20 protein-coding genes are annotated in these 23980 nt (G+C 69.3%); 3 read left to right on the plus strand and 17 right to left on the minus strand.

The genetic code is table 11. The features are described from left to right. The 13 genes from GGD82_RS13515 to GGD82_RS13575 form a co-directional block, all read right to left on the minus strand. A complete protein-coding gene (locus GGD82_RS13515) occupies positions 1-543 on the minus strand; it encodes a DsbE family thiol:disulfide interchange protein (protein WP_150062765.1) in 543 nt (180 codons plus the stop codon). A 16-nt stretch (positions 544-559) separates the two neighbouring features. Next, a complete protein-coding gene (locus tag GGD82_RS13520; protein ID WP_150062766.1) occupies positions 560-2620 on the minus strand; it encodes a heme lyase CcmF/NrfE family subunit in 2061 nt (686 codons plus the stop codon). Positions 2621-2822: 202 nt separating this feature from the next. Then, complete coding sequence (gene ccmE / locus GGD82_RS13525) at positions 2823-3281, minus strand: cytochrome c maturation protein CcmE (RefSeq protein ID WP_150062767.1); 459 nt, start codon at positions 3279-3281, stop codon at positions 2823-2825. Further along, positions 3278-3568, minus strand: coding sequence for a heme exporter protein CcmD (gene ccmD, locus GGD82_RS13530; RefSeq protein ID WP_150062768.1), 291 nt, complete (start codon positions 3566-3568; stop codon positions 3278-3280). Before ccmD ends, ccmE begins: the two co-directional genes overlap by 4 nt. A gap of 86 nt (positions 3569-3654) precedes the next feature. Then, positions 3655-4380: a heme ABC transporter permease gene (locus GGD82_RS13535; protein WP_150062769.1), complete on the minus strand. Its 726-nt coding sequence runs from the start codon at positions 4378-4380 to the stop codon at positions 3655-3657. Between the two features lie 103 nt (positions 4381-4483). Continuing rightward, the gene (locus GGD82_RS13540; RefSeq protein ID WP_150062770.1) at positions 4484-5161 is read right to left on the minus strand and encodes an SCO family protein; all 678 of its coding nucleotides are present in this window, start codon (positions 5159-5161) and stop codon (positions 4484-4486) included. A gap of 37 nt (positions 5162-5198) precedes the next feature. Continuing rightward, positions 5199-5972, minus strand: a complete 774-nt coding sequence (locus GGD82_RS13545; protein ID WP_311731955.1) for a sulfite exporter TauE/SafE family protein — start codon at positions 5970-5972, stop codon at positions 5199-5201. Between the two features lie 96 nt (positions 5973-6068). Then, the gene (locus GGD82_RS13550; protein WP_150062772.1) at positions 6069-6665 is read right to left on the minus strand and encodes a BON domain-containing protein; all 597 of its coding nucleotides are present in this window, start codon (positions 6663-6665) and stop codon (positions 6069-6071) included. Positions 6666-6697: 32 nt separating this feature from the next. Beyond that, positions 6698-8062, minus strand: coding sequence for a TRAP transporter large permease (locus GGD82_RS13555; protein ID WP_150062773.1), 1365 nt, complete (start codon positions 8060-8062; stop codon positions 6698-6700). 4 nt (positions 8063-8066) lie between these two features. Next, a complete protein-coding gene (locus GGD82_RS13560) occupies positions 8067-8708 on the minus strand; it encodes a TRAP transporter small permease (RefSeq protein WP_150062774.1) in 642 nt (213 codons plus the stop codon). A gap of 130 nt (positions 8709-8838) precedes the next feature. Further along, positions 8839-9855, minus strand: coding sequence for a TRAP transporter substrate-binding protein (locus GGD82_RS13565; protein ID WP_150062775.1), 1017 nt, complete (start codon positions 9853-9855; stop codon positions 8839-8841). A 340-nt stretch (positions 9856-10195) separates the two neighbouring features. Next, complete coding sequence (locus GGD82_RS13570; protein WP_150062776.1) at positions 10196-12682, minus strand: AAA family ATPase; 2487 nt, start codon at positions 12680-12682, stop codon at positions 10196-10198. A 67-nt stretch (positions 12683-12749) separates the two neighbouring features. Further along, positions 12750-15140, minus strand: coding sequence for a YdgA family protein (locus tag GGD82_RS13575; protein WP_184013282.1), 2391 nt, complete (start codon positions 15138-15140; stop codon positions 12750-12752). A gap of 383 nt (positions 15141-15523) precedes the next feature. Between GGD82_RS13575 and hrcA the strand changes: the two genes are divergently transcribed. Beyond that, on the plus strand, positions 15524-16588 hold the full coding sequence (gene hrcA, locus GGD82_RS13580) for a heat-inducible transcriptional repressor HrcA (RefSeq protein ID WP_260178428.1): 1065 nt from the start codon (positions 15524-15526) through the stop codon (positions 16586-16588). Between the two features lie 80 nt (positions 16589-16668). Then, the gene (grpE, locus tag GGD82_RS13585; protein WP_246163920.1) at positions 16669-17421 is read left to right on the plus strand and encodes a nucleotide exchange factor GrpE; all 753 of its coding nucleotides are present in this window, start codon (positions 16669-16671) and stop codon (positions 17419-17421) included. A 69-nt stretch (positions 17422-17490) separates the two neighbouring features. Here grpE and GGD82_RS13590 read toward each other — a convergent pair whose 3' ends face one another. Continuing rightward, positions 17491-18048, minus strand: a complete 558-nt coding sequence (locus GGD82_RS13590) for a gluconokinase (protein ID WP_150062779.1) — start codon at positions 18046-18048, stop codon at positions 17491-17493. A gap of 38 nt (positions 18049-18086) precedes the next feature. Further along, positions 18087-19127 (minus strand): LacI family DNA-binding transcriptional regulator, encoded by a 1041-nt coding sequence (locus GGD82_RS13595; RefSeq protein ID WP_150062780.1) that lies wholly within the window; start codon positions 19125-19127, stop codon positions 18087-18089. Positions 19128-19434: 307 nt separating this feature from the next. On the opposite strand from GGD82_RS13595, the gene gnd reads away from it, so the two are divergent. Continuing rightward, entirely contained in the window at positions 19435-20877 is a 1443-nt protein-coding gene (gene gnd, locus GGD82_RS13600; protein ID WP_150062781.1) for an NADP-dependent phosphogluconate dehydrogenase, read from the plus strand. 37 nt (positions 20878-20914) lie between these two features. On the opposite strand, the gene GGD82_RS13605 is transcribed toward gnd, so the two are convergent. Together GGD82_RS13605 and ilvD are read right to left on the minus strand one after the other, a co-directional pair. Next, entirely contained in the window at positions 20915-21907 is a 993-nt protein-coding gene (locus GGD82_RS13605; RefSeq protein ID WP_150062782.1) for a bacteriohemerythrin, read from the minus strand. 12 nt (positions 21908-21919) lie between these two features. After that, positions 21920-23830 (minus strand): dihydroxy-acid dehydratase, encoded by a 1911-nt coding sequence (ilvD, locus tag GGD82_RS13610; protein ID WP_150062783.1) that lies wholly within the window; start codon positions 23828-23830, stop codon positions 21920-21922. Between the last annotated feature and the right edge of the window lie 150 nt (positions 23831-23980).

The raw sequence follows: 23980 nt of genomic DNA on the forward strand, positions 1-23980 counted from the left end.
TCATCCGTTCTGAAGGTCCTCGATCAACGGTCGTAAGGTGTTCACCCAGACCTCGTCCGTGATGGGGCCGACGTGCTTGTGGCGGATGACGCCCTGCTTGTCGATCACGAAGGTCTCGGGGGCCCCGGTCACGCCGAACTCGATGGCGATCCGGTTTGTGGTGTCGTACCCGATGGCGTCGTAGGGGTCCCCGTGCCGCCCCAGCCAGCGCAGGGTGTCCTCCGGCTTGTCCTTGAAGGCGATGCCATGCAGCGGCACCAGACCCTCGGCCTGGATGCGCTTCAGCACCGGATGCTCCTGGAGGCACGCCACGCACCAGGAGCCGAAGAAGTTCAGCAGCACGACCTTCCCCTGGAACGCACCCGGATCGGTCAGCGCCGGATCGCGATCCGGCAGACCGGGCAGCGAGAAGGTCGGCACCGGCCGGTCCAGGAGCACCGACGGCAGAGCACGCGGATCCCGCTGGAGTCCCACGATGAAGAACACCAGAAGGATGGCCACCACGATCAGGGGGAGAAAGTAGACGACTTTGACCTTTTTCATATCCGTCGCCCCCCGCTCACGACGCACGCCCGGGGGCCGTGACCCCCGATCCACCCGACGGACCGGAGGACGCCCGGGTCGACGCCGCCCGGGCCGCCGCCTCCGCCCGCCGGCGCGCCGGCGCGCCGATCCGGTGACGGCGGTCGGTCAGGGACACGACCCCACCCACGCCCATCAGCAGGGCTCCATACCACAAGAGCGGGACGAAGGGCTCATAATAGAACCGTGTCACGTAGGCCCCCGCACCATGGTCCGTGGCGGCGTCGCCAATGACCGCGTAGTAATCGTGCAGGCCGCTGGTATGAATGGCCGCCTCGGTCGTCGCCTGTGGCGGCTGGGTGTAACGCCGCTTCTCCGGCGCAAGCTCGGTGATCCGGTCACCGTCGCCATCCAGCAGCGTGAAATGGCCCCGGATGGCGTCGTAGTTCGGGCCGTCCACGCGGTCGGCGCCCTCAAAGCGGTAGATGTGTCCCGCCATCGCCAGCGTCTCGCCGGGGCTCATGACCTGGATGGATTCCGTCTTCCAGGCCGTGTTGCCCACCACGCCCATGACCAGAAGCGCGGTCCCGATGTGCGCCAGCGTCATGCCGTAGGCCGCGCGCGGCAGGCCCACGGCGCGCCGCAACGACACGCCCGGGCTGGCGCGGAACAGATGCACGCGTTCCGCCCATTCGACCAGCGTGCCGATCAGCAGCCACGCGCCGACGCCCATGCCGAAGGCCGCGCCGACGTGCGTCGCCTGACCGCCCGCCGCCACATAGGTCGCCGCGAACACCCCGGCCGCCGCCACCAGCGCCAACCACAGGCGCTTCGCGGCACCCAGGGCGTCGCCGCGCTTCCACGCCAGCAGCGGCCCCAGCGCCATCACGATCAGCATGGGCACCATGAGCGGCACGAACACGGCGTTGAAGAACGGCGGGCCGACGGAGACCTTGCCCAGATGGAGCGCGTCGGCGAACAGCGGATAGAGCGTGCCGAGCAGCACGGTCGCGGCCGCCGTACTGAGCAGCACGTTGTTCAGCAGCAGCGTGCCCTCGCGCGAGATCGGCGCGAACACCCCGCCGCCCTTCATCTGCGGCGCCCGCCAGGCGTAGAGGCTAAACGAGCCCACCACCGTCACGGCCAGCAGCACCAGAATGAACACACCGCGCGTCGGATCCGTGGCGAAGGCATGCACCGAGGTGATGACGCCGGAGCGCACCAGGAAGGTGCCCAGCAGCGACAGCGAGAAGGTCACGATCGCCAGCAGGATGGTCCAGCTTTTCAGCGTGTCGCGCTTCTCCACTACGATGGCGGAGTGCAGCAACGCGGTGCCGGCCAGCCACGGGATGAACGAGGCGTTCTCGACCGGATCCCAGTACCACCAGCCGCCCCAGCCGAGTTCGTAGTACGCCCACCAGCTTCCCAGCGCGATGCCCAGGGTCAGGAAGATCCAGGCCAGCAGCGTCCAGGGCCGCACCCAGCGCGCCCAGGCCGCATCCACCCGGCCCTCGATCAGGGCCGCGATGGCGAACGAGAACGCCATCGAGAACCCGACGTAGCCCAGGTAGAGCATCGGCGGATGGAAGGCGAGGCCCGGGTCCTGGAGCAGCGGGTTGAGGCCGCGCCCGTTCAGGGGAGCCGGATCGATGCGCTCGAACGGATTGGACGTGAACAGGATGAACAGCAGGAACCCGACCACGATCATGGCCTGAACGGCCAGCGCCCGCGCCCGCAGCGCCGGCGGCAGATTCCGGCCGAAGACCGACACCGCCACGCTGAACACCGCCAGGATGAGGATCCACAGCAGCAGCGAGCCCTCGTGGTTCCCCCACACGCCGCTGATCTTGTACAGCAGCGGCTTGTCGGTGTGGGAGTTGAGGTAGACGTTGGCGACGGAAAAGTCGGAAACGATGTAGCTGTGCGTCAGGGCCGCGAAGGCCACGGCGATGGTCAGGAACAGCGCCACGGACGCCGGGCGGCACAGGTTCATCAGGGCCAAATCGCCCCGCTGCGCACCCACCATCGGCACGATGGCCTGCACGACCGCGACGCAGAGCGCCAGGGTCAGCGCGTAATGGCCGATCTCGGGGATCATTCAGGAGTCCTCCCGTTCGGAAACCCGGGGTGTCGTCCCCCGTTCGCGCGTGATCCTCGTACGACCACACACGCGGCCCCGGCGTTGCCAGGGTCGGTTGCGCGTTCCGTCAATCCCCGCGAACACACTGACCGATCCGCCCCCAGGGCGCAAGCAAAGGCGGAGCGGCGTGCGGTCACGGAGCGAACGGAGTCCCGCCGCCTCACTGGGCCGGTCCCGCGTCCGGCGCCGCGCCCTCCTTCCAGTAGCCGCTGTCCTTGAGGGAGTCGGCCACCTCCTTCGGCATGTAGGTCTCGTCGTGCTTGGCCAGCACGCTGTCGGCCACGAACAGACCCGCGCCGGACAGGCGCCCCTCGGTCACCACGCCCTGCCCCTCGCGGAACAGATCAGGCAGGATTCCCGTGAAGGCGACCGGCACCGTGTGGATCAGGTCGGTGACGACAAAGCGGACGGTCTCGCCGTCCTTCTCCACGCTGCCCTCCTCGACCAGACCGCCCAGGCGGAAGCGCTGGCCCTCGGCCACCGGGCGTTCCTCCAGATCGGTCGGGCTGTAGAAGTACAGCAGGCTGTCGCCGATGGCGCTCAAGACCAACGCCGTGGCGGCGCCCAGGGCGAGCATGCCCAGGGCAATGAAATACAAACGCCGTTTCTTACGAGTCACACTCGGCCTCCGTCCTCGGGGCGTGTCGCCTCAGCCGGGGCGATCCCCGCGCCCGACCGACTCTCGGCGTCCCCTGCAACGGTCGCCCCGCCGGCACCGACGGGCCCCGCCCGCCGACGCCGGCCACCCCCGGCGGCCTGGAGCTGGGCCAGCGCGCGCTCTTCCCGACGCAGGCTGACCCGTACATGAACAAACAGGGCGACCATCACCACGGCCGCCACACCGTAGGACGACCACACGAACAGCGCGTAGCCCCCCATCTCGAAAAACGCGATCAGACTGTCCACTCCCGCACCCGTTTTCTGGCGCCGCCGCGCTGACGTCCTGGCTGCGCCGCTCTGATGGTCCGGCTGCGCCGCCCCCTGGGCCGCCGTTACCCGTGCACCGCCGCCATCCGCATCGCCCGCACCTTGGCCGCCGCGATCTCCCGCCGCATCCCCAGCAGCAGGGTGGTCACGTAATAGGCCTTGAAGGCGATGGCCATGGCGAACAGCGGGATCAGCATGGAGCCGTCGATGGCGATGCCGCTCTGCCCCATCGGATTGACACTGGCCGGCTGGTGCAGCGTGTTCCACCAGTCCACCGAGAACTTGATGATGGGAATGTTGACCCAGCCCACCAGCGCCAGCACGGCGGCGGCCTTCGATCCGCGCTGGCGGTCATCGAAGGCATTGGCGAGCGCCATGTAGCCCAGATACAGGAACAGCAGGATCAGCATGGACGTCAGGCGGGCATCCCAGACCCACCACGCGCCCCACATCGGCTTGCCCCACAGCGATCCCGTAACCAGACAGATGAAGGTGAACGCCGCCCCCACCGGAGCCGAGCACTGCGCGGCCAGATCCGCCACCGGGTGGCGCCAGATCAGGGCCACGGCGCTGGCGATGGCCATCGCGGTGTAGACGAACAGCCCCATCCAGGCGGACGGCACGTGCACGTACATGATCCGCACCGTCTCGCCCTGCTGATAGTCGGGCGGCGACACCACCAAAGCGTAGGCGAGCCCGACACCGAACGCGATCACCATGATCGCGGTGCTCCATGGCAGGATGGCGTTGGCGATGCGCAGGAAACGGGTGGGATTCGCGTAGCGGTGCATGGTCGTGTCCGGCCCCGGGTCGGGCGTTACGGTTTGGTGGCGGGACCTTATCCCCAACGCCAGCTGATTTCCAGTCGAACCGGATCCGATCTCCGGACTGCGTTCAACTCTCGCTGCCGTTGAGAATCGCTCGCATTTGCTCGGCCATGACGGCCGGATCCTCGCCATGGCGGAAGAACGCCGCCAGCCGGCCGTCGGGCGCCATCAGGTACGTGATGGCGCTGTGGTCCATCAGGTACGGGGCCTCACTCTCCGGCTGCTCGACCTTGGCGTAATACACGCGGTAGGCTTGGGCAGCGGCCGCGACCTGCTCGGGCGTGCCCGTCAGGCCGACCATCTTGGGGTGGAAGAATCCGACGTACTCGGCCACGTCGGCGGGCCGGTCGCGCTCCGGATCAATGGAGATGAACACCGGCTGGACCTTCTCCACGAGCGCCGGATCCAACTGGTCCAGCGCCAGGGTCATGGTCTGCAGACTGGTGGGACAGACGTCGGGACAGTACGTGTAGCCGAAGTAGATCAGCAGGTACTGCCCCGGCCAGGAGGCCTCCGTCACCGTCTCCCCCGCCCCGTTAACCAGGGTGAAGGGACCGCCGATGTCGGCCTCCCCCGCCGTCGTACCCGTCGTGGAAGACGCCGCGTCCGACACGGAGTCGCCCCCGTTCAGGAGACCATCCAGGAGACCATCCAGGAGGCCCAGGCGCGGCAGCAGCCCCACCGCCACGACCACCAGCACGACGGCTACGCCGCCCGCGATGGAGGCCACTTTTCCCCGTCGCATCACTCGCTCCCTGTGTCCGCGCGCCGGTCCCCGGAATTTACACCACCAGACTGGCCGCCAAATACGTCAGAACGGCGGCGTTCAGGATCATCAGAACCGGCACCGCCACCGCCATCGCACCCCGGAACCGCGCCGCCGCCACCTGACCGACCAGCCCGACCAGCAGCAAACTCGGCACCGTGCCGAGCGCGAACACGGCCATGGCGACCGCGCCGGTCAGGACCTCGCCGCTCGACGCCGCCGCCGCCAGCGCGCCATACAGCAGCCCGCAGGGAATGAACCCCAGCATCAGCCCGAGCCCATACCCGCGCCAACCCGTCGGGTCGCGGAACAGCGGGCGCGCGGCATCGCCCACATGGGCCGACCACCACGCCTCCAGCCGGGACCCGCCGGGAATCGCCACCTTCAGGCGCGGCAGGGCGTAGCCCACGAACAGCAGCGCCGCCAGCAGCAGCAGCGCCGCCGAGACCCAGTCGAGCACGCCGCTGCGGTGAATCGTGCCGGCCAGCCCGGCGAGCGCCGCGCCCAACGCGGCGTAGGTGGTCATCCGCCCCAGGTGGTAGGGCACCAGAGCGGCCCCGGTCAGGCGATGGAACTCCCGCATACGGGCGGCCGGCACCGCCTCCAACCGCGCCGTGGTCTGGGACAGCACGAACGGCCCGCACATGCCGACGCAATGCGTAAACCCACCTGCCAGACCGGCCAACGCCAGACTCGCCAGCAACCCGCCCTCGTCGCGGATGACGACATGACAGTGCGCGAGCCCGGAGGCGAGTAGGTCCATCAGTTCGGCGTTCGGGTCCAACGGCAACGGTCCCTGTTCCCCGCCCCCTTACGCGGCGGCCCAAACCGATCGTGCGGGCGCGGCGGGGTGCGATCCATGCGGTTCGTCAACGCGAGCAGTCGATCATGCCCCCGCATCCTTCATGCGGACGTAGCTGATGACCCGACGCACCCCACGCATGTCCCGGGCGTAGGCCACCGCGCGGTTCAACTCCCCCTGATCCTGAGCCACACCCATCAGATAGACGGTGCCGTTGACCACGTCGACGCTGTAGTTGATGGCCCGGACATCACGGTCGAACATCAGCCGCGTTTCCAGCTTGGTGGCGATAGCGGCGTCGGCGGCCTGATCCACCAGGGTCGAGGTGTCGTCCACCTCGATCTCGTTGATGACCTCGCGCACGCCCTCCGCCTCCCAGGCCAGCCGCACGGCCTCCACCCGGGTCTCGGGGTCCGGGACCGCGCCGGTCAACAGGACGCGCCCCTCGCGCACCGTCATGTCGACGCGGCGAAACAGGCCAAGGTCATGCGACAGCCAGAGCTGGTTGATTTCGGCCTGGATGCCGGCATCATCAACAGCACCGCCGAGGCCGCGTTCCTCGCTCGCCGCCGTGCCGGCCATGGCGCCGGCACCCACCACGGCACCGATCGGTGTACAGCCCGCCGCCCCCAAGAGCGTGAGCGCCAGACCGAGCGCCAGACCGCCGGTCCCCATCCCCATGGGCGACCGGGCGGCCCGGCGGGACCGGTTACCTATTGCGTGATGAGCTCGGGTCCCATCATCAGGGTGGGCAGGAAGGTGGACAGCCACGGCACGTACGTCACCAGAATGAGGAACACGAACAGGATCAGCAGGAACGGCAGCGCGGCCTTCACCACGTCGAACATCGGCATGCCGGCGACACCCGATGTCACGAACAGGTTCAGGCCCACAGGCGGGGTGATCATCCCCAGCTCCATGTTGACGACCATGATGATGCCCAGATGGATCGGGTCAACCCCCAGCTCAATGGCGATCGGGAACACCAACGGCGCCACGATCACGATCAGGCCCGAAGGCTCCATGAACTGCCCGCCGAGCAGCAGAATGATGTTGACGATCACCAGGAACATGATCGGACCGAAGCCGGCGTCCAGCATAGCGCCGGCGATCATCTGGGGAATCTGCTCCTCGGTCAGCACATGCTTCAGGATCAGCGCGTTGGCGATGATGAACATCAGCATGATGGACAGCTTGCCGGCATCGTACAGCGCGTTGCGCGTGTCTTCGTGCCACAGGACGCTGAGGACCTTCCACGGGATCAGATAGACCGGACCCGTCCCGTGCGCGAAGGGCCCCATGTCGCGATAGACGAAATTGGCGATCACGAAGGCATACACCGCAGCAACGGCGGCCGCTTCCGTCGGCGTGAACACGCCGCCGTAAATGCCGCCGAGGATGATGACCACCAACAGCAGGCCCCAGACGGCATCCCAGCCGGACCGCAGGATCTCACCCCATCCGCCCCAGTCCTGCGCCGGCAGGTTGCGGATGCGCGCGATCACGTAGATCCCGACCATCAGCATCACGCCGGCCAGCAGACCCGGGATCACACCCGCCAGGAACATGCGGCCGACCGACACGTCGACCGAAGCCGCGTAGACCACCATCACGATAGACGGCGGAATCAGGATCCCCAGCGTGCCGGCGTTGCAGATGACACCAGCGGCGAAATCGCGGGTGTAGCCCACCTGGCGCATGCCGGCGATGACGATGGTCCCGATGGCCACCACGGTCGCGGGGGACGATCCGGACAGCGCGGCGAACAGCATGCAGGCGAACACGCCCGCGATGGCCAGCCCGCCCTTGAAGTGCCCGACGCAGGCGATGGCGAAGCGGATGATGCGCCGGGCCACGCCGCCGGTCGACATGAACGACGAGGCCAGAATGAAGAACGGAATGGCGAGCAGCGTGTAGTGCCCGTCAAACGCCCCGAACAGCGTCTGCGCGATGGAGCCGAGCGAGGCGTGGGAATAAAGGATCAGGAAGATGGTGCTGGCGAGCCCGAGCGATACGGCGATGGGCACGCCGATCAGCATGAAGCCGATGACCATCACGAACAGAAAAACGACGGACATCGGTTCAGCCCTCCCCGGCCTGATCGCGTTTGCGGGTTTCCTCCGTCGCGTCGGCGACGATGTCCTCGGCCTCGTGGCTGGCGATCAGCATGCTGCGGCGGCTGGTGGCGATATGCCAGCCGGCCTGCAGGAACCGGAACATCAGCAGAAGCATCCCCAGCGGCAGCGCGGCATAGGGAAGGAAACGCGGCATTTTCTCGTAGGATTCGCCTTCGTTGAACACATCGGCAAACAGGTCCGGAAAGAGGACCATCGGAATGTCGTTGACCTCGTACCATGCCCGGTCCGTAGCGAACGGCCACCAGTACTGGACGGCGCCGACCAGCAGCAGGGCGCTGAACACCACGCACAACGCCACGGACAGCAGAACCATGAGCTTGCGCGGGCCGGGCGGCACGAGGTTCTGCACCAGATCCACCCCGATGTGGCCCGATGTCTTGACCAGATGCGACGCCCCCAGAAGCACCAGCCACGCGAACAGGAACACCGTGGTTTCCAGAGCCCACAGGATGTTCGAGTTGAACACGTAGCGCGCCACGACGTTGGCGAAGGTCACCAGCGTCATTAATCCCAGGGCGATGGAAATCCCCGTGCGCTCGATCGCGTCCACGACATCACTGTGGTGGTGCCCGTCTATGGTCTGCATGACCTTGCTCTCCCAGACGCATGCCCGCGTCCCCCCTGGACAGAACGGGGGCGAACACGGCGACGACGCCCCCGGAGCCGTGTCCGGGCGCGCCGCCGTCACGAAGGCCGGTTTCGGCTCTTTCGGTGGTTTAGTTCGCGGTGTTGTAGGACAGCGCCGCGTTCAACAGGTCCTCGCCGATGTCATCCATGAACTGCTCCCACACGGGCTTCATGGCATCGACCCACTGGGCCCGCTGCTCGGGCGTCAGGGTGCGGACGGTGCTGCCGGCCTCGATGATGAGGTTCTTGTTGCGCTGGTTGACGGCGTACGACTCGGCATTGCGGGTCTCGGTGACCTCGTGGACGATGGTGGCGAGCTGGTCGCGCACGTCCTCCGGCAGATCGTCCCACCACTCGGCGGAGGTCACGACCAGATAGTCGAGCACGCCGTGGTCGGTTTCGGTGATGCCGTCCTGCACCTCGAAGAACTTCTGGCCGTAGATGTTGGACCAGGTGTTTTCCTGGCCGTCGACCACGCCCTGCTGGAGCGCGCCGTACACCTCGGAGAAGGCCATCTTCTGCGGGTTGGCGCCCAGCGCCTCGAATTGCGCCTGCAGCACGTCGGACTGCTGGATACGGAACTTCAGGCCCTCGGCGTCTTCCGGCACCAGCAGGGGTTTGTTGGCCGAGAGCTGCTTCATGCCGTTGTGCCAGAACGCGAGGCCGAGCAGACCACGACGCTTCATGGACTCCATCAGGGCCTGACCGTCGTCGGAGTTCTGGAACCGGTTGACCGCGTTGATGTCCTCGAACACGAACGGCAGGTCGAACAGACGGAACTTCTTGGTGAACTTCTCGAACTTCGACAGGGAGGGCGCCGCCATCTGCACGTCGCCGGCGAGCATCGCCTCCAGCACCTTGTCGTCGTTGTACAGGGTGGAGTTCGGATAGACCTCCATGCAGGCCGTGCCGTCCATCTCCTCGTTGACCCGGTCGGCCAGCAGCGAGGCGGCGATACCCTTCGGATGCTTGTCGGTGTTGGTGACGTGACTGAACTTGATGACGATTTCGCCATCGTCGCACTGTGCCCAGGCGGTCGACGCTGTGGTCAGAGCCAGACCGAGCGCGACGCCAGCGGTGGCCAGGGTGGTCTTCAGGGTCTTCATGACGAGTCCTCCCTCAAGGCGGTTCGGATGGATCCGGCCGGATCTGCGCCGGTCGTAATCCCGGGTGCACGAGCAACCGCGCGGCGGAACCGGGCCGCGCGGTGCGTGATCTCTGGTCCATCGGCGCGAAGAGCGGCCCCAAAAAGGCCTACTTCGCTCCGGGTCGGGCACACAATAGTGAGAATTCCGGGTCACGCAAGCAAGGATCCCTTCGACCCGGACCACCGTAACGAATTTTTGTTTCTTGATCGACACAACCTGTTCAGGCGTTCGCCCATCGTGCGCGAGGATAGAACGTGCACAAACCGACTCGCGTCATCCCGGCCCGCCGGGGGCCCGGTCAGGGCAAACCCGATGGAGTCGCGGGAATCGGGGGATTCTCAAAGGCGCGGAACTGCGGTGGCGCGAGGCCTTCGCGCGCGGCCTCAAGGCTGAGCCGGTTCAACGCCTCGGTCTCCCGGCGATCCGCCTCCGCGCGGCGTCTGAGGTCAGCCGCACGGGCCGGATCGACCGATGGTTCCGGCGCGGCGGCCTGATCCAGCGTCGGCGCTGTTTCGGTCACGATTTCGTCTTCGAGCGTCGTCCGCGGCGGCGGCCCTGGTTTGGTCGCCGGTCGAGGAACCCGCTCAGGACCCGGCTCAGGGACCGGTTCGGGAGCCGGAGTCATCGAGGCGGCCTCCGGCGGGGGCACGGGGGCAGGCTCCCGCTGGGGCGCGGCGGGGGGCCCAGGCTCCGGCGTCGGCTCCGGTGTCGGCTCCGGTGTCGACTCCAGCATGGGCGTGGGGTCGGGGACAGCGTCCGAGGCCATGCCCGGCGGCGCGGCATCTCCCTCCGGAGCCCCCTCCCGCGCGGCGCCGACGCCCCCCCAGGGGTTCACCACCGCCACAGTCGGGGGGGGCTGTGGTGCCAGCCGCCGCGGCGCGGACACCGCCCCGGACCGCAGATCGGCAACGCCCCGCGCCGACGATGGCTCCGGAACGGGCGGAGAGGCGTGGCGGCTTCCCGACCAGGGATCGGTCAGAACAAGGTGCGGCGCGGCCGGATGCTCCGCAGGGAGGGATGGCGCGGCGGCCCCTCTCTCCGAATCCCGGGGCTCCGATCCCGCTGCCTCCGAATCCGCCGTCTCCGAATCCGAGCCTGTGGGTGGGCTCGGCATGTCGGTCGCCGGGGCCGCGGCTTCACCCCGGTTGGCCGCCCGTGCCCGCAACGCCTCCGCCCGTGCCAGCACATCGGCGATGCGCGCATCCTCGGGACCTACGGCCGGGGGCGCGGGCACCGCCGGCGGTTCGAGATGGGGCGAAGCGTCCACATCCGGGTCCGCATCGCCGGGCCTCACATCCCGTGCCGCCGTGGCCGCCTCGGACGCCTCCGCTCCGGACATCTCATCCCCCGATCCCTCGCGCTCGGGTTCCCCGGTATCGGACGCCACATCCGGCGCCGTTGCGGTCGCCGGGGCCGAAACCGGCGCGGTCTCGGGCGCCTCGACCTCGTCCGTCGGGGGCGGCGCATCAGCCCCAGCCCCCTCGGCTCGCCCCCTGTCGGGCACCGGCACGGCGGACGCGGACGGCGGCGCGGTCGCCCCATCGAAGGCGTCCGGTCCCGCCGGTGTGTCTGGAGCCGACGCCACCACAGGCCGCGCCGGCTCCGGCCCCTCCATCTCTGACAGCAGGATCCAGGCGCCGCCGCCCAGCAGAGCGACCCCGACCCCGACCGCCGCAGCCCAAGCTAGGCCGGCACGGCGCCGGGGCGTGGCCGCCTCGGCACTGGCGACCTCCGGCACACGAAACGGACCCGAGACGGCCCCCGCACGGGCGATCACCGCGTCGGCCTGCTCGGCCGTGACGCGCGGCAGGCCATCCTGGGCCGCCAGATGCAACGCTTGACGGCACAACGCATTGATCGTGGCCGGCACCCCCTCCGCCGCCTGGGCGATCCGGGTCTTGGCGTCGTCCGTCATGGGATCGAAATCGACGCCCTCGCTGCGGGCGAGACGAATCCGATGGTCGATATAGGCGCAGGACTGGGCGAGGGTGAACGGCCCGATCTCCACACTCGCGGCCACCGCCTGGGCAAGCGCACGCAGAGCCGGACGGGCCAGCAGCGGCTCCAGCGCGCCGGGTCCCGCCAGCACCACCTGCAACAGCGGTTCGTCGAGCGTCTCCAGCGCCAGCAGGCGCGCAAGCGGGTCCAGCCCGGTCAGCCCCAGGGCGTCCGCCCGGTCCACGACCAGCAGGCCGCGCCGGCCGCGCGCCAACCGGTCCTCCAGGAAAATGCGCAACGTGCGCACCGTCTCCACCGGCGTATCGCTGGTGGGCAGCCCGAACGCCCGACACACCGCCATCGGCATCGCCTGGGACTCGCTCACGGACGCCCCGTCCAAAAGCGCCACCGCCCGACGCGCCTTCAGACGGCGCACCAGGGCGCGGCAGGTTAGGGAGGTGCCGATCCCCCGGGGGCCGATCAGCAGCACCGCCTGACCGGGCGGCGAGGACGTGCTGTCCGGCGCCCCAGAAGCATCCCTGTGGGCGGCATCCCTGTCGGCGGGGCCCGTGTCTCCGGGCACCGGATCCGGGTCGCGCCCCGCCGTACCATAGGACTCCGGACCGGCCTCCGCACCCGAGTCCGCGTCGGGATCGAGGGGCCCACGCAAGGAGTCGTCCAGGGCCGCCTCGACCGCTTCCGCCGGATCGAGGCCATCGTCCGGCACGTAGGGTGGTTCGGGGTCCGGCGTGTCGGCGAACGGCGGGAGCCGGAACGCGAAATGGTCCAGGACATCCACCTCCGGCATCGCCCAGGCTTCGTCCGCCCTGTCCTGCATCTCGCTCATCGCCGCCACACACCTCCCCGTTCCACGCCCCCGCGCCGCGTCGGGCCCGCCTTAGCGCGTTAGCGCCTTAGCGCGACTTCCGCACCTCGCCAGCACCGCCTTGGGACGGTGCACCGCCGGACTCCGGGCTCTCCGTCGACGGCGGCTCCACCATGCCCGGCGACGCGGGCGGGGTCGTACCGGGTTGAGGGCCCACCATCAAGGCCGCCGCCGGCGTGCCGTTGATCACCACCCCGGTGTCCGGCGCCAGCGCCACCTCATACCGATACGTGCCGGGTTCGTCGGCCCGACCGAGTCCCCGCAAGGCCACCAGGGCCAACAGCGGCTGTTGCAAGGACGGATCGATTTGCACCTGCTCCTGCAACAGGGCCATGGTCTCGTCCAGGCCGGTCACGGTCAGGTTGAAAGCGCCCTGGGAATCCGGCATCGCTGAGCCGGCTACGGTAATGTCGCCGTTCCCCTCGATCCCATAGATCGGCCCGCCGACGGTCAGCGTGTCCACGGTGAAGGCAGGCCGGTGCTTGGCCAACAGGGCCTCGGCCACCCGCTCGGGGTCACGCCCACCGGCCGCCGGATTGCCCATGCTCAACCGCGCCAACGCCGGGATAGGCAGGCGTTGGCCCGTCACGGCAAGGGTCGCGTCCGTGGGCACCAACTCCAGCGGCACCACGAGGGCCGTCATCGGCCCGGTGTCGAGGCCCCGGATGTCCAAGGACAGATCCGCGCCCACGGCGTCCACCCCAGGCTCGGCCGCCTCCATGGTGTACGTCAGGGTCAGGCCCGAAAGGCCGCCCATCGGGTTCATTTTATTGCCGAGGGCGACGTCCTCCAGAGTCATGGTCATCGACCCGCCGGCCACCGCCTGTTGTTTGTTCGGGAGGGTCATGGTCATGGGGTCGGGGGGCAGCCCCGTGGCTACGGATTGCTCGATCAGGGCGGCGACCATCTCGCGATAGGCCGCCAGGTCGAAGCCCTCGGTGGCGCTGTCGATGTCGAGGCGCCCCACCCGAACGGGCATGCCCCCCTGCGGGTCGTCAACCCTCAGGCCGGCCAAGGCCAACCGGGACGGGCCGCTCAGGCGCCCCTGATCGTCTTCGGCCCATCCCGCCGTCATTTCAAAGGTATCGAGCCCGAACATGGTGCGGCCCCGGTCCCGCACGTCGAGGCCGGACAGTACCATCCGGCTGTCGCCCTCGCCCAGGGCCACATCCTTCATGACCCCGACCAGTGCGGCGAGGAGAGCCTGTTCCTGTTCGGGGGGCAGGTCCGCCGGCGCGGCCCCGGGCGTCGCGATCGCCGGACCCAGCGCCGTCAGGACATCCGCCATGTGCCCGCGCAGGCGGGCGACGTCCAGGTCCTGTCCCTTGATCGACATGCGCAGGGCGCCCAGGTCGACCGCCACCGGCAGATCCCCCTGGGAGCGCATGGTGTCCAGCGCGATCCCGAAGGCTCCGCTGGGCGTGCCGGACGCGGGCTCATCGGCCGCCATGTCCAGCCCGATCCGATCGATCGACACGGACTCCGTCGGAGACCCGTGGATTTCGATACCGGTCAGCTCGGCGGCGGCGACCATCTTGCCGAGCGGCTGCGTCCCAAGCAACCGGCTGGTCGTCTCCACAACCTGCTCCGGCCGCGGGAACCGCTCGCCAAGGGCGGTCAGGCGCCCTCCCTCCAGCCACGCCTCCGGCGTCCCAGAGCCGGATAGGGTGCCGCCAATCCTCTCGATGTTCACGGTCGGCTCACCCTCGCCCTGGCGAATCCCGACCGACACCGCGCGCGCGGTATACGTCGAGCCGATGGTCCCGTCGCCGTCCGACGCCGCGCGCCCGTTCAGATCGACGATCTCCGCCGTGACGACCGTTGGGTCGCCCACATCCGCCGGCACGGTGAGCGTGACGCCCTTGGCCGCAATCGTGTCCTCGCCCAGCAGCGGCGCCTCCGCATCGAACGCCCCGTTCATCGTCAGGCGGTCGAACGCCAAGTCGGCGATCTGCTCCCCCTTGGAGAAAAAGGTGATCGGGCCGCTCAGGCTCGCGGTGTATTCGATGCCTCCATCGGCCCCAGCGGTTGCCTCCGCCACGACATCACCGAAGACGACCAGGGTCGGATCGCCGGACAGGGTCCCCGTCCGTATCGAGAGATCCGGGAAGGTGACGCGGGTGCCGCCCTTCCCCATCTCTTCCGCGAGGATCGGCCCGTCCGTCGCGATCCTGTCGCCCTCCATGGGCGAAAAGAGCTGCCGGACGTTGACCAGCACCCGCTGACGCACGGCGGCGGCCGTCCGCCCCATGCCCTCATCGGTGTTGAGGGCCGGATCAAGCGCCGGCAGCGGCGGCAGATCGCCCGCCGAGGTCGGGCTCACGGCGCGCGCGGCGTCCTCGGCCGCCGATTGCGCCCAAGCGGACCCGCCGTGCGGCATCGCGGTCTGCGCCACGAGAAGCCCGGCGAGGATCGCCACCCCAAGCACCGGTCGGGCCTGACGCCCGCCCCGGTGCCCCATCCGAGGTCTGGTGGCGGATCGGCCGTCGTTCGGACCGGCCTGAAAACGGGAAGCGACACACAGCATTCCGTACCCCATCGACTTGTGAGACCCAACCGGTCTGAACCGGTGTATACGTTTGGACCGAACGCCCCCCACCATCCGGGCGATGTGCATGCTAACCCGAGGAACGTAATCAGCCAACGGCCGACACGCACGGGACCGTAACCACCGGTCGTGCCCCGGGCCACCCGGCGTCAATCGCACCGGGCGCCGTTGACGGGCCTCCGACCGCTCCCTAGATTTCCGCTCTCGCCGGGGCAATGAAGGTCCCGGCGCCGCGATGGCTCGTCAACACACCCATGGTCATGCCGGTTTCGCCCTCGACCTCGCCCCTGATGGACCTGGACGCGCGTTCGCGCGAGGTGTTCCAACGCCTCGTGGACACCTTTGTCGAGACGGGGGAGCCGGTCGGGTCGCGCACCCTGGCGCGCAAGATGTCGGTCAGCGTCTCGCCGGCCACGATCCGCAACGTGATGGCCGACCTGGAGCAAGGGGGGTTGCTGTACGCGCCCCACACGTCGGCCGGACGCCTGCCGACGGAGCTGGGCCTGCGCATGTTCGTCAACGGCCTGCTGGAGGTCGGCGCGCTCGACGCCGGAGAGCGCGAGCATATCGCGACCCTGTGCCAGGCCGCCGGGCGCAGCCTGGAAGGCATGCTGGAGGAGGCCACACGCCTGCTGTCCGGCCTCTCGCGCTGCGCCGGGCTGGTCATCGCGCCGAAGGCGGATGCGCCGGTCAAGCATATCGAGTTCGTGCATTTGGGCCCGGGCCGGGCCCTGGTGGTGATGGTGGAGGCCAACGGCGTGGTCGAAAACCGGGTGGTGGAGGTGCCGCCGGGCGTCCCACTGTCCGCCCTGGTGGAGGCCACCAACTACCTGAACGCGCGGCTGGCGGAACGCACCCTGGACGAGGCCCGCGAGGCCGTGCTGGGCGAACTGGAAAGCGACCGCAGCCTGCTGGACGATCTGTCGCGCAAGGTGGTCGCGGCGGGATTGGCCACGTGGTCCGACGACCGCAGCGGTGCCGCCCTGATCGTGCGCGGCCAGGGCAATCTGCTGCACGACGTCACGGCGGCCCAGGACATCGACCGCATCCGCGCCCTGTTCGACGCCCTGGAGGCGAAGGAGCAGGTGCTGCGCATGCTGGACCTTGTGATCTGCGCCGACGGCGTACAGATCTTCATAGGCGCCGAAAACGACCTCTTCACCCTGGCCGGGTGCTCGATGATCGTGGCGCCGTACCAGAACAGCCGGGAGGAGATCGTGGGCGCCATCGGCGTTGTCGGCCCCACCCGGATCAACTATCGACGCATCGTGCCGCTGGTGGACTACACCGCCAAGGTCATCGGCCGCCTGATCGGATGAGGCGGCCGACCGAGCCCCGGCCCGGTGCCCTGTGTGACCCCCGGACCCTTGTTTGAACCAGAGACATGAACGGACACGCGATGACCCAGAACACCGCCAACGACCCGTCCCGCCCCAACCCGGCGCCCGGCGAGGCGGCCGGCTCCGGGGAGTCCCGCGACCCGCACGAGGAAGACCTCGTGGTCGGCCCCGAGGACATGCTGAACTATGGTGAATCGGCCCCGGAGGCGGCGGCCGAAGACGCTGCCGCCGAATCCGAGGCCGATGCCGGCATCGACCTCGACAGCCGGTGCGCCGAGCTTGAAGCCGAGGTGGAAACGCTGCGCCGCGACTACCTGAGCGCTCTTGCCGAGGCCCAGAACGCCAAGCGGATGGCCGACAAGCGCATTCAGGACAACACCAAGTACGCCGTGTCGAACCTCGCCAAGGCCGTGCTGCCGGTGGCCGACAACCTGGACCGCGCCGCCGCCGCCGCGCCGGCCGAGGCGCGCGAGGCCGATCCGAACCTGAAGAACCTTGCCATCGGCGTCGAGATGACCGCCCGCGAACTCATCAACGCCCTGGGACAGCACGGCGTGCGCCGGATCGAGGCCATGGACCAGCCGTTCGATCCGAACCTGCACCAGGCCATGCAGGAGATGGAGCGGCCGGACGTGCCGGCCGGCACCGTCGTGCAGGTGTATCAGGAGGGCTACGTCATCCACGACCGTCTGCTGCGGCCGGCGATGGTGGTGGTCTCCAAGGGTGGCCCCAAGCGCTCCGCGGCAACGGCGGCGACAGACCCGGCCGCGAGCGCCGATGACACGCCGAAGGGCGTGGACACGAGCGCGTAAGGGCGGCCCCTGGCGGGCGCCCCTACGTCATCCGCTCTCCGGACCGCGTCAGGGGCGCCGCCACACCAGTCAAGGCGGCGTCATCGCCGCCAGGGCGTCCAGCGCCTCCGCCACCAGAGCGTCCGCGTCCTGCTCAATCGACAGCACCAGGGCCGGCTCGTCGTCGGCCGGGCGCTCCAGATCCGCCAACTGGCTGTCGAGCAGGCTGGGCGGCATGTAGTGCCCCTGGCGGGCGCTCATACGAGCGAACAGCGTCTCCCGCCGGCCGTCCAGAACCAAGAACACAAGCGGCCGGCCCACCGTATCGGTCAGACGGGCACGATAGGCCCGCTTGAGCGCCGAGCAGCCGGCCACGACACCGCCGACGTCGTCCGCGCGCGCGCCCATGGCCGCGCCCAGCGCCTCCAACCAGGGCCAGCGGTCCACGTCGGTCAGGGGCAGCCCCCGCGACATCTTGTCGACGTTGGCCGGAGGGTGGAAATCGTCGGCATCCAGGAACGGAACGCCCAGACGCAGCGCCAGGGCCGCGCCCACAGTGGACTTTCCCGAGCCGGATACGCCCATCACGACCACGACCGGCCGCCGTTCGAACCGCACGCTGGATGCCGCTGTCGTCGCCGCCGTCATGGGGACCTCCTGTCCGGTTTTCTCCGCGCCGTCTGCCATCAGGCCACGCGCCCGGCCCAGGTCGGGGGCGACGCGCGCCGCGCGGTGCTGTCCCGCTCGACCAGAGTATGGGCCACGGTCACACGACGGGGGGACAGCGGCGCCCCCGCGTACCGGGCGGCGATCGCCTCCAGCATCAGGCTTCCGGCCTGACGGCCGAGATCCCGGCTGCCGACCGACACAGTCGTGATGGACGGCCAACACTGGCGCGCCAGCTCGAAATCGCCAAAGCCGGCGATGGCCAACCGGCCCGGAACGGCCCAGCCGCGCCGATGGCATTCCATGATGGCCCCGAACGCCGGCCCATCAGACACGCAGATCACGGCCTCCACCTCGGGCCACGTCTCCACCAGTTGAACCACGGCGCGGGCCCCGTCCTCCATGGAGATCGGCACCCGACCGACCGCGATCACACAGGTGCGCTCCAGCCGATGGCGGGCCACCGCCCGCTCGTAACCGGCCCGGCGGTCTTCGCCCCGGGGATCATCGCCCTCCCCGCCCTCGATAAACGCGATGCGCCGGTAGCCCCGGTCCACCAGACGGGCCATCAGATCCTCGACCGTGGCCGCGTTGGAGAACCCCACGACGTGATCAATGGGCGCCGCCGGCTGTTCCCACGTCTCGATCACCGGCACGCCCGCCGCCGTCAGCATCGCCCGGGCGCGGGGTGTATGGCGGCCCCCGGTGACCACAATGCCCTCCGGCCGGCGCTGAAGCATGGTTTCGATCACCGCCTCCTCGCGCGCGCGAGAATAGCCGGTGGTGCCGATCAGCACCTGCATGGCCTGGGTGTCGAGCACGTCGATCAGACCGTGCACCGTGTCGGAAAACGTGGAGTTGTTCAGAGACGGAATCAACACGGACACGAAGCCCGTCTTCTTGGACGACAGCGCCCCGGCGGATTTGTCCAGCACATACCCCAGCTCCGCGACCGCCTGGAGAATCCGCGCCTGCGTTTCGGGCGTCACGGTCCCGGTGCCCTTCAACGCGCGCGACACGGTCATGGCGGACACCCCCGCCCGACGGGCCACGTCGGCCATGGTGGGCGTCCGGCGCGAGCCTGGCGACGCCGAATCGGCACGAGGAGAAGAACGTTCGATCATGGAACCGCACCGGACGGCCATCAGGGGGCCAACGTGGCTGAGCAGAGCATGCCCCAGGCTCCCCACCCGGTCAATTGTTAACGATATCATCGAGCTTTTGAGGTGTCTCAAGGACATGCCGCGCGCGGTCTGCCGGTTGCCAAAGCCTCATGTTATCGATATCGTCACGGTTCCATCGCCGTGCGGGCGCCGTCCTCTGATGGAACGGCCGCCATGGCGCCCACCGTCCCAGAGGAGCCGGATCATGAGTGGACAGACGAGCATGGGCGTGGTCGGACTGGGTGTGATGGGCCGCAACCTCGCGCTCAACATGGCCGACCATGGGGCGACAGTGGCGGTCTTCGACCCCTGGGTCGAGGCCCGGGACCGGTTTGAAGCCGAATTGGCCGCGACGCCCGGTATCACCATTACCCCGGTGGACACGCTGGCCGCCCTGGTGGAGGCCCTGCCCCGCCCGCGCGCCATCCTCATCATGGTCAAAGCGGGCGAGCCGGTCGACGCCACCCTGAACGGCCTCGCGCCGCTCCTGGAGGCCGGAGACGTCCTCATCGACGGCGGCAACTCCCGCTACCAGGACACGCAACGCCGCGAGGCCGCGTTGCGCGCACGCGGGCTGCGGTTCATTGGGTTGGGCGTGTCCGGCGGCGAGGAGGGCGCGCGTCATGGCCCGTCCCTGATGGCCGGCGGCGCCCCCGAGGCCTATGCCGCCTGCCGCCCGGTTCTGGAGGCGATCGCCGCGCGGTTCGACGGCGTCCCCTGCTGCGCGCGCGTGGGCACCGACGGCGCCGGTCACTTCGTCAAGATGGTCCACAACGGCGTCGAATACGGCATCATGCAGATCCTCGCGGAAGCCTTCGCGCTGCTCCGCGATGTCGGCGGGTTGGACCATGCCGCCATGGCCGATGTGTTCCGGCGCTGGAACGCGACCGAGCTCGCCTCCTATCTGGTCGAGATCACGGCGGTGATCCTGGACCGGCGCGATGACGCGGAGGGCGCGGACGACGGCCCGCTGGTCGAGGCCATCCTGGACACCGCCGGGCAGAAGGGCACGGGGCGCTGGAGCTCCGAGGCCGCCCTGGCCCTCGGCGTCGCCACGCCCACTATCACGGAAAGCGTGTTCGCCCGCTCCCTGGCCGCCGCGAAGCCCGAGCGCGTCGCCACCGCCGCCGTCCTGCCCGGCCCCACGGTCCCGAGCACGGCGCCGCACTGGGATCCCGAGGGTCCCGAGGTCGAGGCTCTGCGTCAGGCGGTCTTGGGCGCGGTCATTGCCACGTATGCGCAGGGGCTCGCCGCCATCCGCGCCGGCGCCCGGGAACACGGCTGGGACACGGATCTCGCCACCGTCGCCGAGATCTGGCGGGCGGGCTGCGTGATCCGCGCGGTCCTTCTGGACGACATCGCCGCCGCGTTCCGCGCCCCGAACGCGCCCGACAGCCTGCTGCGCGCCCCGGCCTTCGCCGATCGGATCACGGCGGCCCAGCACGGGTGGCGGACCACCGTGGCCCAGGCGGTGCTGCGGGGCACGCCGGTCCCGGGGCTGTCGTCGGCCCTGGCCTATGTGGACAGCGCCCGCAGCGCCCGGCTGCCCGCGAACCTGATCCAGGCGCAGCGGGACTACTTCGGCGCCCACACCTACGAACGGACGGACCGGCCGGGGACCTTCCACACCGAGTGGGCCCCGGGATAACACGGCCCCATCCCGTGCCCCTGCAAGGCGGGCCGCGTCAGGGGGCGCCGCCGTCCGGTCCCGTTAACGCTCCCGCAGCGCTCCCCGGCCGACGCTCGCGGATGGCATCCGCCACCGCCTTGATAAGGCCACGGGCGGTGATCGGCTTCTCAAGGAACGCATCGACGCCGGCCTCGCGCGCCACGACCGCGAAGCCGGGCTCCCCATAGCCCGAAATCATGACGATCGGGGCGGCCACACCCATGTCCCGGGCGCGGCGAACGAACGCCAACCCGTCCATGCCGTCCATCCGCCAGTCCACCAGAATCAGGCCGGGCGCCCCGGCCTCCAGCACATCCAGGCCACGGAATCCGCTGTCCACGAGCATCACGGACGGACAGCCGAGCCCCTTCAGGATGGTGCGGAGGATCACCTGGAAGTTCGGATTGTCGTCCACCACCAGCACGGACAGGGTGCCGAAGTCCAGGGCCATAGACCCGCCGCCAAAGCCCGATGCCAGGGCGGGATCCGGCGCCCCGCCGTCGCCCCCGGGCGTGACGGTGGTCGGCGTCAGAGTGGCTCCGGCCCGGCGCTCCGGCACGTCGTCCTCGGTCTCAGCCTCGGGCGATACCGCCATCCGCGCCGCCTCCGGCGCGGCGATCACGGCCGCGCGGAACCGGAAGTCCTGCTTCAGGATATGGTCGATCAGCCAGCCGCGCAGGAAGTCCATGACCTCCTGGGCATGGACCGCACGGGGATCCTCCAGATAGCGCCCGCGGAGAGCATGGACCCGGTCCGTCAGGCCGCGATGCATGTCCTTATGGCCGGCGAGGTGCGGATACCGCGCCGCCTCCATCAGGCGTTCCTCGCGGGCGAAATGGAACTCCGTATATTCCACAAGAGCGCTGAGCACGCTGCCCAGGGTCGCCGGTTCTTCCGGCGCCCCGATGCAGTCGTAGGCCTGGTTCAGCAACGCGACGAGCATCTTGTGATCGCGATCGACAAACGCGATCCCGGTTTCCAGATCCGTGGTCCAGTTGAGATAGGCCATGGGCGCGGGTCCTCAGGCGGTCTGTGGTTCGGAGGCCCGGACCGCGACGGTCGCCGCCCCGGCCCCGCCGTCCCCGGGTTCCACCTGCGAGACGTCCCGCACCGCCCCCATGTCGGCGCTGGTCGTCAGCGCGGCATAGGCCCGCAGCGCGGGCGACACCACACGCTGCCGGTCCACCGGCCGCCAGGCTGCCGCGCCCCGGGCGTTCATGGCGGCCCGGCGGCGGTCCAACTCCGCTGCATCCACACGCGCGTTGATCGTCCGGCCCGGGATGTCGATGTCGATGATGTCGCCCGGCTCGACCAACCCGATGCCGCCGCCCGCCGCTGCTTCCGGCGACGCATGGCCGATGGACAGACCCGACGTGCCGCCCGAGAATCGGCCGTCGGTGATGAGGGCACAGTCCTTGCCCAGGCCCATCGATTTCAGATAGCTGGTCGGGTACAGCATCTCCTGCATGCCGGGGCCGCCCTTGGGGCCTTCGTAGCGGACCACGACCACGTCGCCCTTGGTGACCTCGCCGGCCAAAATCTTGGCAACGGCCTCCTCCTGGCTCTCGCAGATCACCGCCGGACCGGAGAACCGCAGGATCGAGGCATCGACGCCCGCCGTCTTCACGATGCAGCCGCGTTCCGCGATGTTGCCGTACAGCACCGCCAAGCCGCCATCGGCCGAGAACGCATGGGCGGCGTCGCGGATGACCCCGCCGGTCCGGTCGAGGTCGAGCGCCGCGTACTCCCGATCCTGCGAGAAGGCCTCGGTGGTGCGCACCCCGCCGGGCGCCGCGCGATAGAACGCCGGCACGTCGGCGTCGTGCGTCGTCGTCACGTCCCAGTGCGCCAGCGCCGCGCCCATGGTGGCCGCGTGCACGGTCGACACCGACGGATCGAGCAAGCCCGCGCGGTTCAACTCCGCCAGAATGCCCAGGATGCCACCGGCCCGGTGCACGTCCTCCACATGAACGTTCGGCACCGCCGGCGCGACCTTGCACAGGTTCGGCGTCTCGCGCGACAGGCGGTCGATATCGGCCATGGTGAAGGCAATCTCACCCTCGCGCGCGGCCGCCAGCAGGTGCAGGACCGTGTTGGTGGAGCCGCCCATGGCGATGTCGAGCCGCATGGCGTTCTCGAACGCCGCCGTGTTGGCCACGCTCCGGGGCAGAACGGTCGCATCGTCCTCGCCGTAGTAGCGGCGGCACAGATCGACGATGGTGCGCCCGGCTTCCAGGAACAAGGCCTTGCGGCGGGCGTGGGTCGCCAGCAGCGTCCCATTGCCGGGCAGCGCCAGGCCCAACGCCTCCGTCAGGCAGTTCATCGAGTTGGCCGTGAACATGCCAGAGCACGACCCACAGGTCGGGCAGGCCGAGCGTTCATAGGCCTCCACCGTCTCGTCGCTGTTGGCATCGTTGGCGGCCTGGATCATGGCGTCGATCAGGTCGACCGCATGGCCCTCGCCGTTGATGACGACCTTGCCGGCTTCCATCGGGCCGCCGGAGACGAAGATGGTCGGGATGTTGAGGCGCAGCGCGGCCATCAGCATCCCCGGGGTGATCTTGTCGCAGTTGGAGATGCACACCAGCGCATCGGCGCAGTGGGCGTTGACCATGTATTCGACCGCGTCGGCGATCAGCTCCCGCGACGGCAGGCTGTAGAGCATGCCGCCGTGGCCCATGGCGATGCCATCATCGACGGCGATGGTGTTGAATTCCTTGGCGACGGCGCCGGCGGCCTCGATCTCCCGGCACACCATCTGGCCCAGGTCCTTCAGGTGAACGTGGCCCGGGACGAACTGGGTGAAGGAATTGGCGACCGCGATAATGGGCTTGCCGAAGTCTCCATCCGACATCCCGGTGGCACGCCACAAACCGCGTGCGCCGGCCATATTGCGGCCGTGGGTGGTGGTGCGGGACCGAAGCTCTGGCATGCGAACGCCCTCCTTGAATCGGCGGGCGATGCCGACGCGTCCGCACGCGCCGTTCCGGCGCCCGCACCGCCGTACCAATGTTTGCGGTACTCTAATGCACCACGGCGGCGCGACGATACCCCAAAAACCGCAGGGAATCGCCGCGCCGGC

Origin of the sequence: Roseospira marina (genome assembly GCF_014197855.1) — a bacterium.
Taxonomy (GTDB): Bacteria; Pseudomonadota; Alphaproteobacteria; order Rhodospirillales; family Rhodospirillaceae; genus Rhodospira; species Rhodospira marina.

Excerpts from the sequence above, each read along its gene's own strand:
- GGD82_RS13515 (WP_150062765.1), bottom strand. The coding sequence starts at position 543 with ATGAAAAAGGTCAAAGTCGTCTACTTTCTCCCCCTGATCGTGGTGGCC.
- GGD82_RS13520 (WP_150062766.1), bottom strand. The coding sequence starts at position 2,620 with ATGATCCCCGAGATCGGCCATTACGCGCTGACCCTGGCGCTCTGCGTC.
- GGD82_RS13535 (WP_150062769.1), bottom strand. The coding sequence starts at position 4,380 with ATGCACCGCTACGCGAATCCCACCCGTTTCCTGCGCATCGCCAACGCC.
- GGD82_RS13540 (WP_150062770.1), bottom strand. The coding sequence starts at position 5,161 with ATGCGACGGGGAAAAGTGGCCTCCATCGCGGGCGGCGTAGCCGTCGTG.
- GGD82_RS13550 (WP_150062772.1), bottom strand. The coding sequence starts at position 6,665 with ATGGGGATGGGGACCGGCGGTCTGGCGCTCGGTCTGGCGCTCACGCTC.
- GGD82_RS13555 (WP_150062773.1), bottom strand. The coding sequence starts at position 8,062 with ATGTCCGTCGTTTTTCTGTTCGTGATGGTCATCGGCTTCATGCTGATC.
- GGD82_RS13560 (WP_150062774.1), bottom strand. The coding sequence starts at position 8,708 with ATGCAGACCATAGACGGGCACCACCACAGTGATGTCGTGGACGCGATC.
- GGD82_RS13565 (WP_150062775.1), bottom strand. The coding sequence starts at position 9,855 with ATGAAGACCCTGAAGACCACCCTGGCCACCGCTGGCGTCGCGCTCGGT.
- GGD82_RS13570 (WP_150062776.1), bottom strand. The coding sequence starts at position 12,682 with ATGAGCGAGATGCAGGACAGGGCGGACGAAGCCTGGGCGATGCCGGAG.
- hrcA (WP_260178428.1), top strand. The coding sequence starts at position 15,524 with ATGGTCATGCCGGTTTCGCCCTCGACCTCGCCCCTGATGGACCTGGAC.
- grpE (WP_246163920.1), top strand. The coding sequence starts at position 16,669 with ATGACCCAGAACACCGCCAACGACCCGTCCCGCCCCAACCCGGCGCCC.
- GGD82_RS13590 (WP_150062779.1), bottom strand. The coding sequence starts at position 18,048 with ATGACGGCGGCGACGACAGCGGCATCCAGCGTGCGGTTCGAACGGCGG.
- GGD82_RS13595 (WP_150062780.1), bottom strand. The coding sequence starts at position 19,127 with ATGGCCGACGTGGCCCGTCGGGCGGGGGTGTCCGCCATGACCGTGTCG.
- gnd (WP_150062781.1), top strand. The coding sequence starts at position 19,435 with ATGAGTGGACAGACGAGCATGGGCGTGGTCGGACTGGGTGTGATGGGC.
- GGD82_RS13605 (WP_150062782.1), bottom strand. The coding sequence starts at position 21,907 with ATGGCCTATCTCAACTGGACCACGGATCTGGAAACCGGGATCGCGTTT.
- ilvD (WP_150062783.1), bottom strand. The coding sequence starts at position 23,830 with ATGCCAGAGCTTCGGTCCCGCACCACCACCCACGGCCGCAATATGGCC.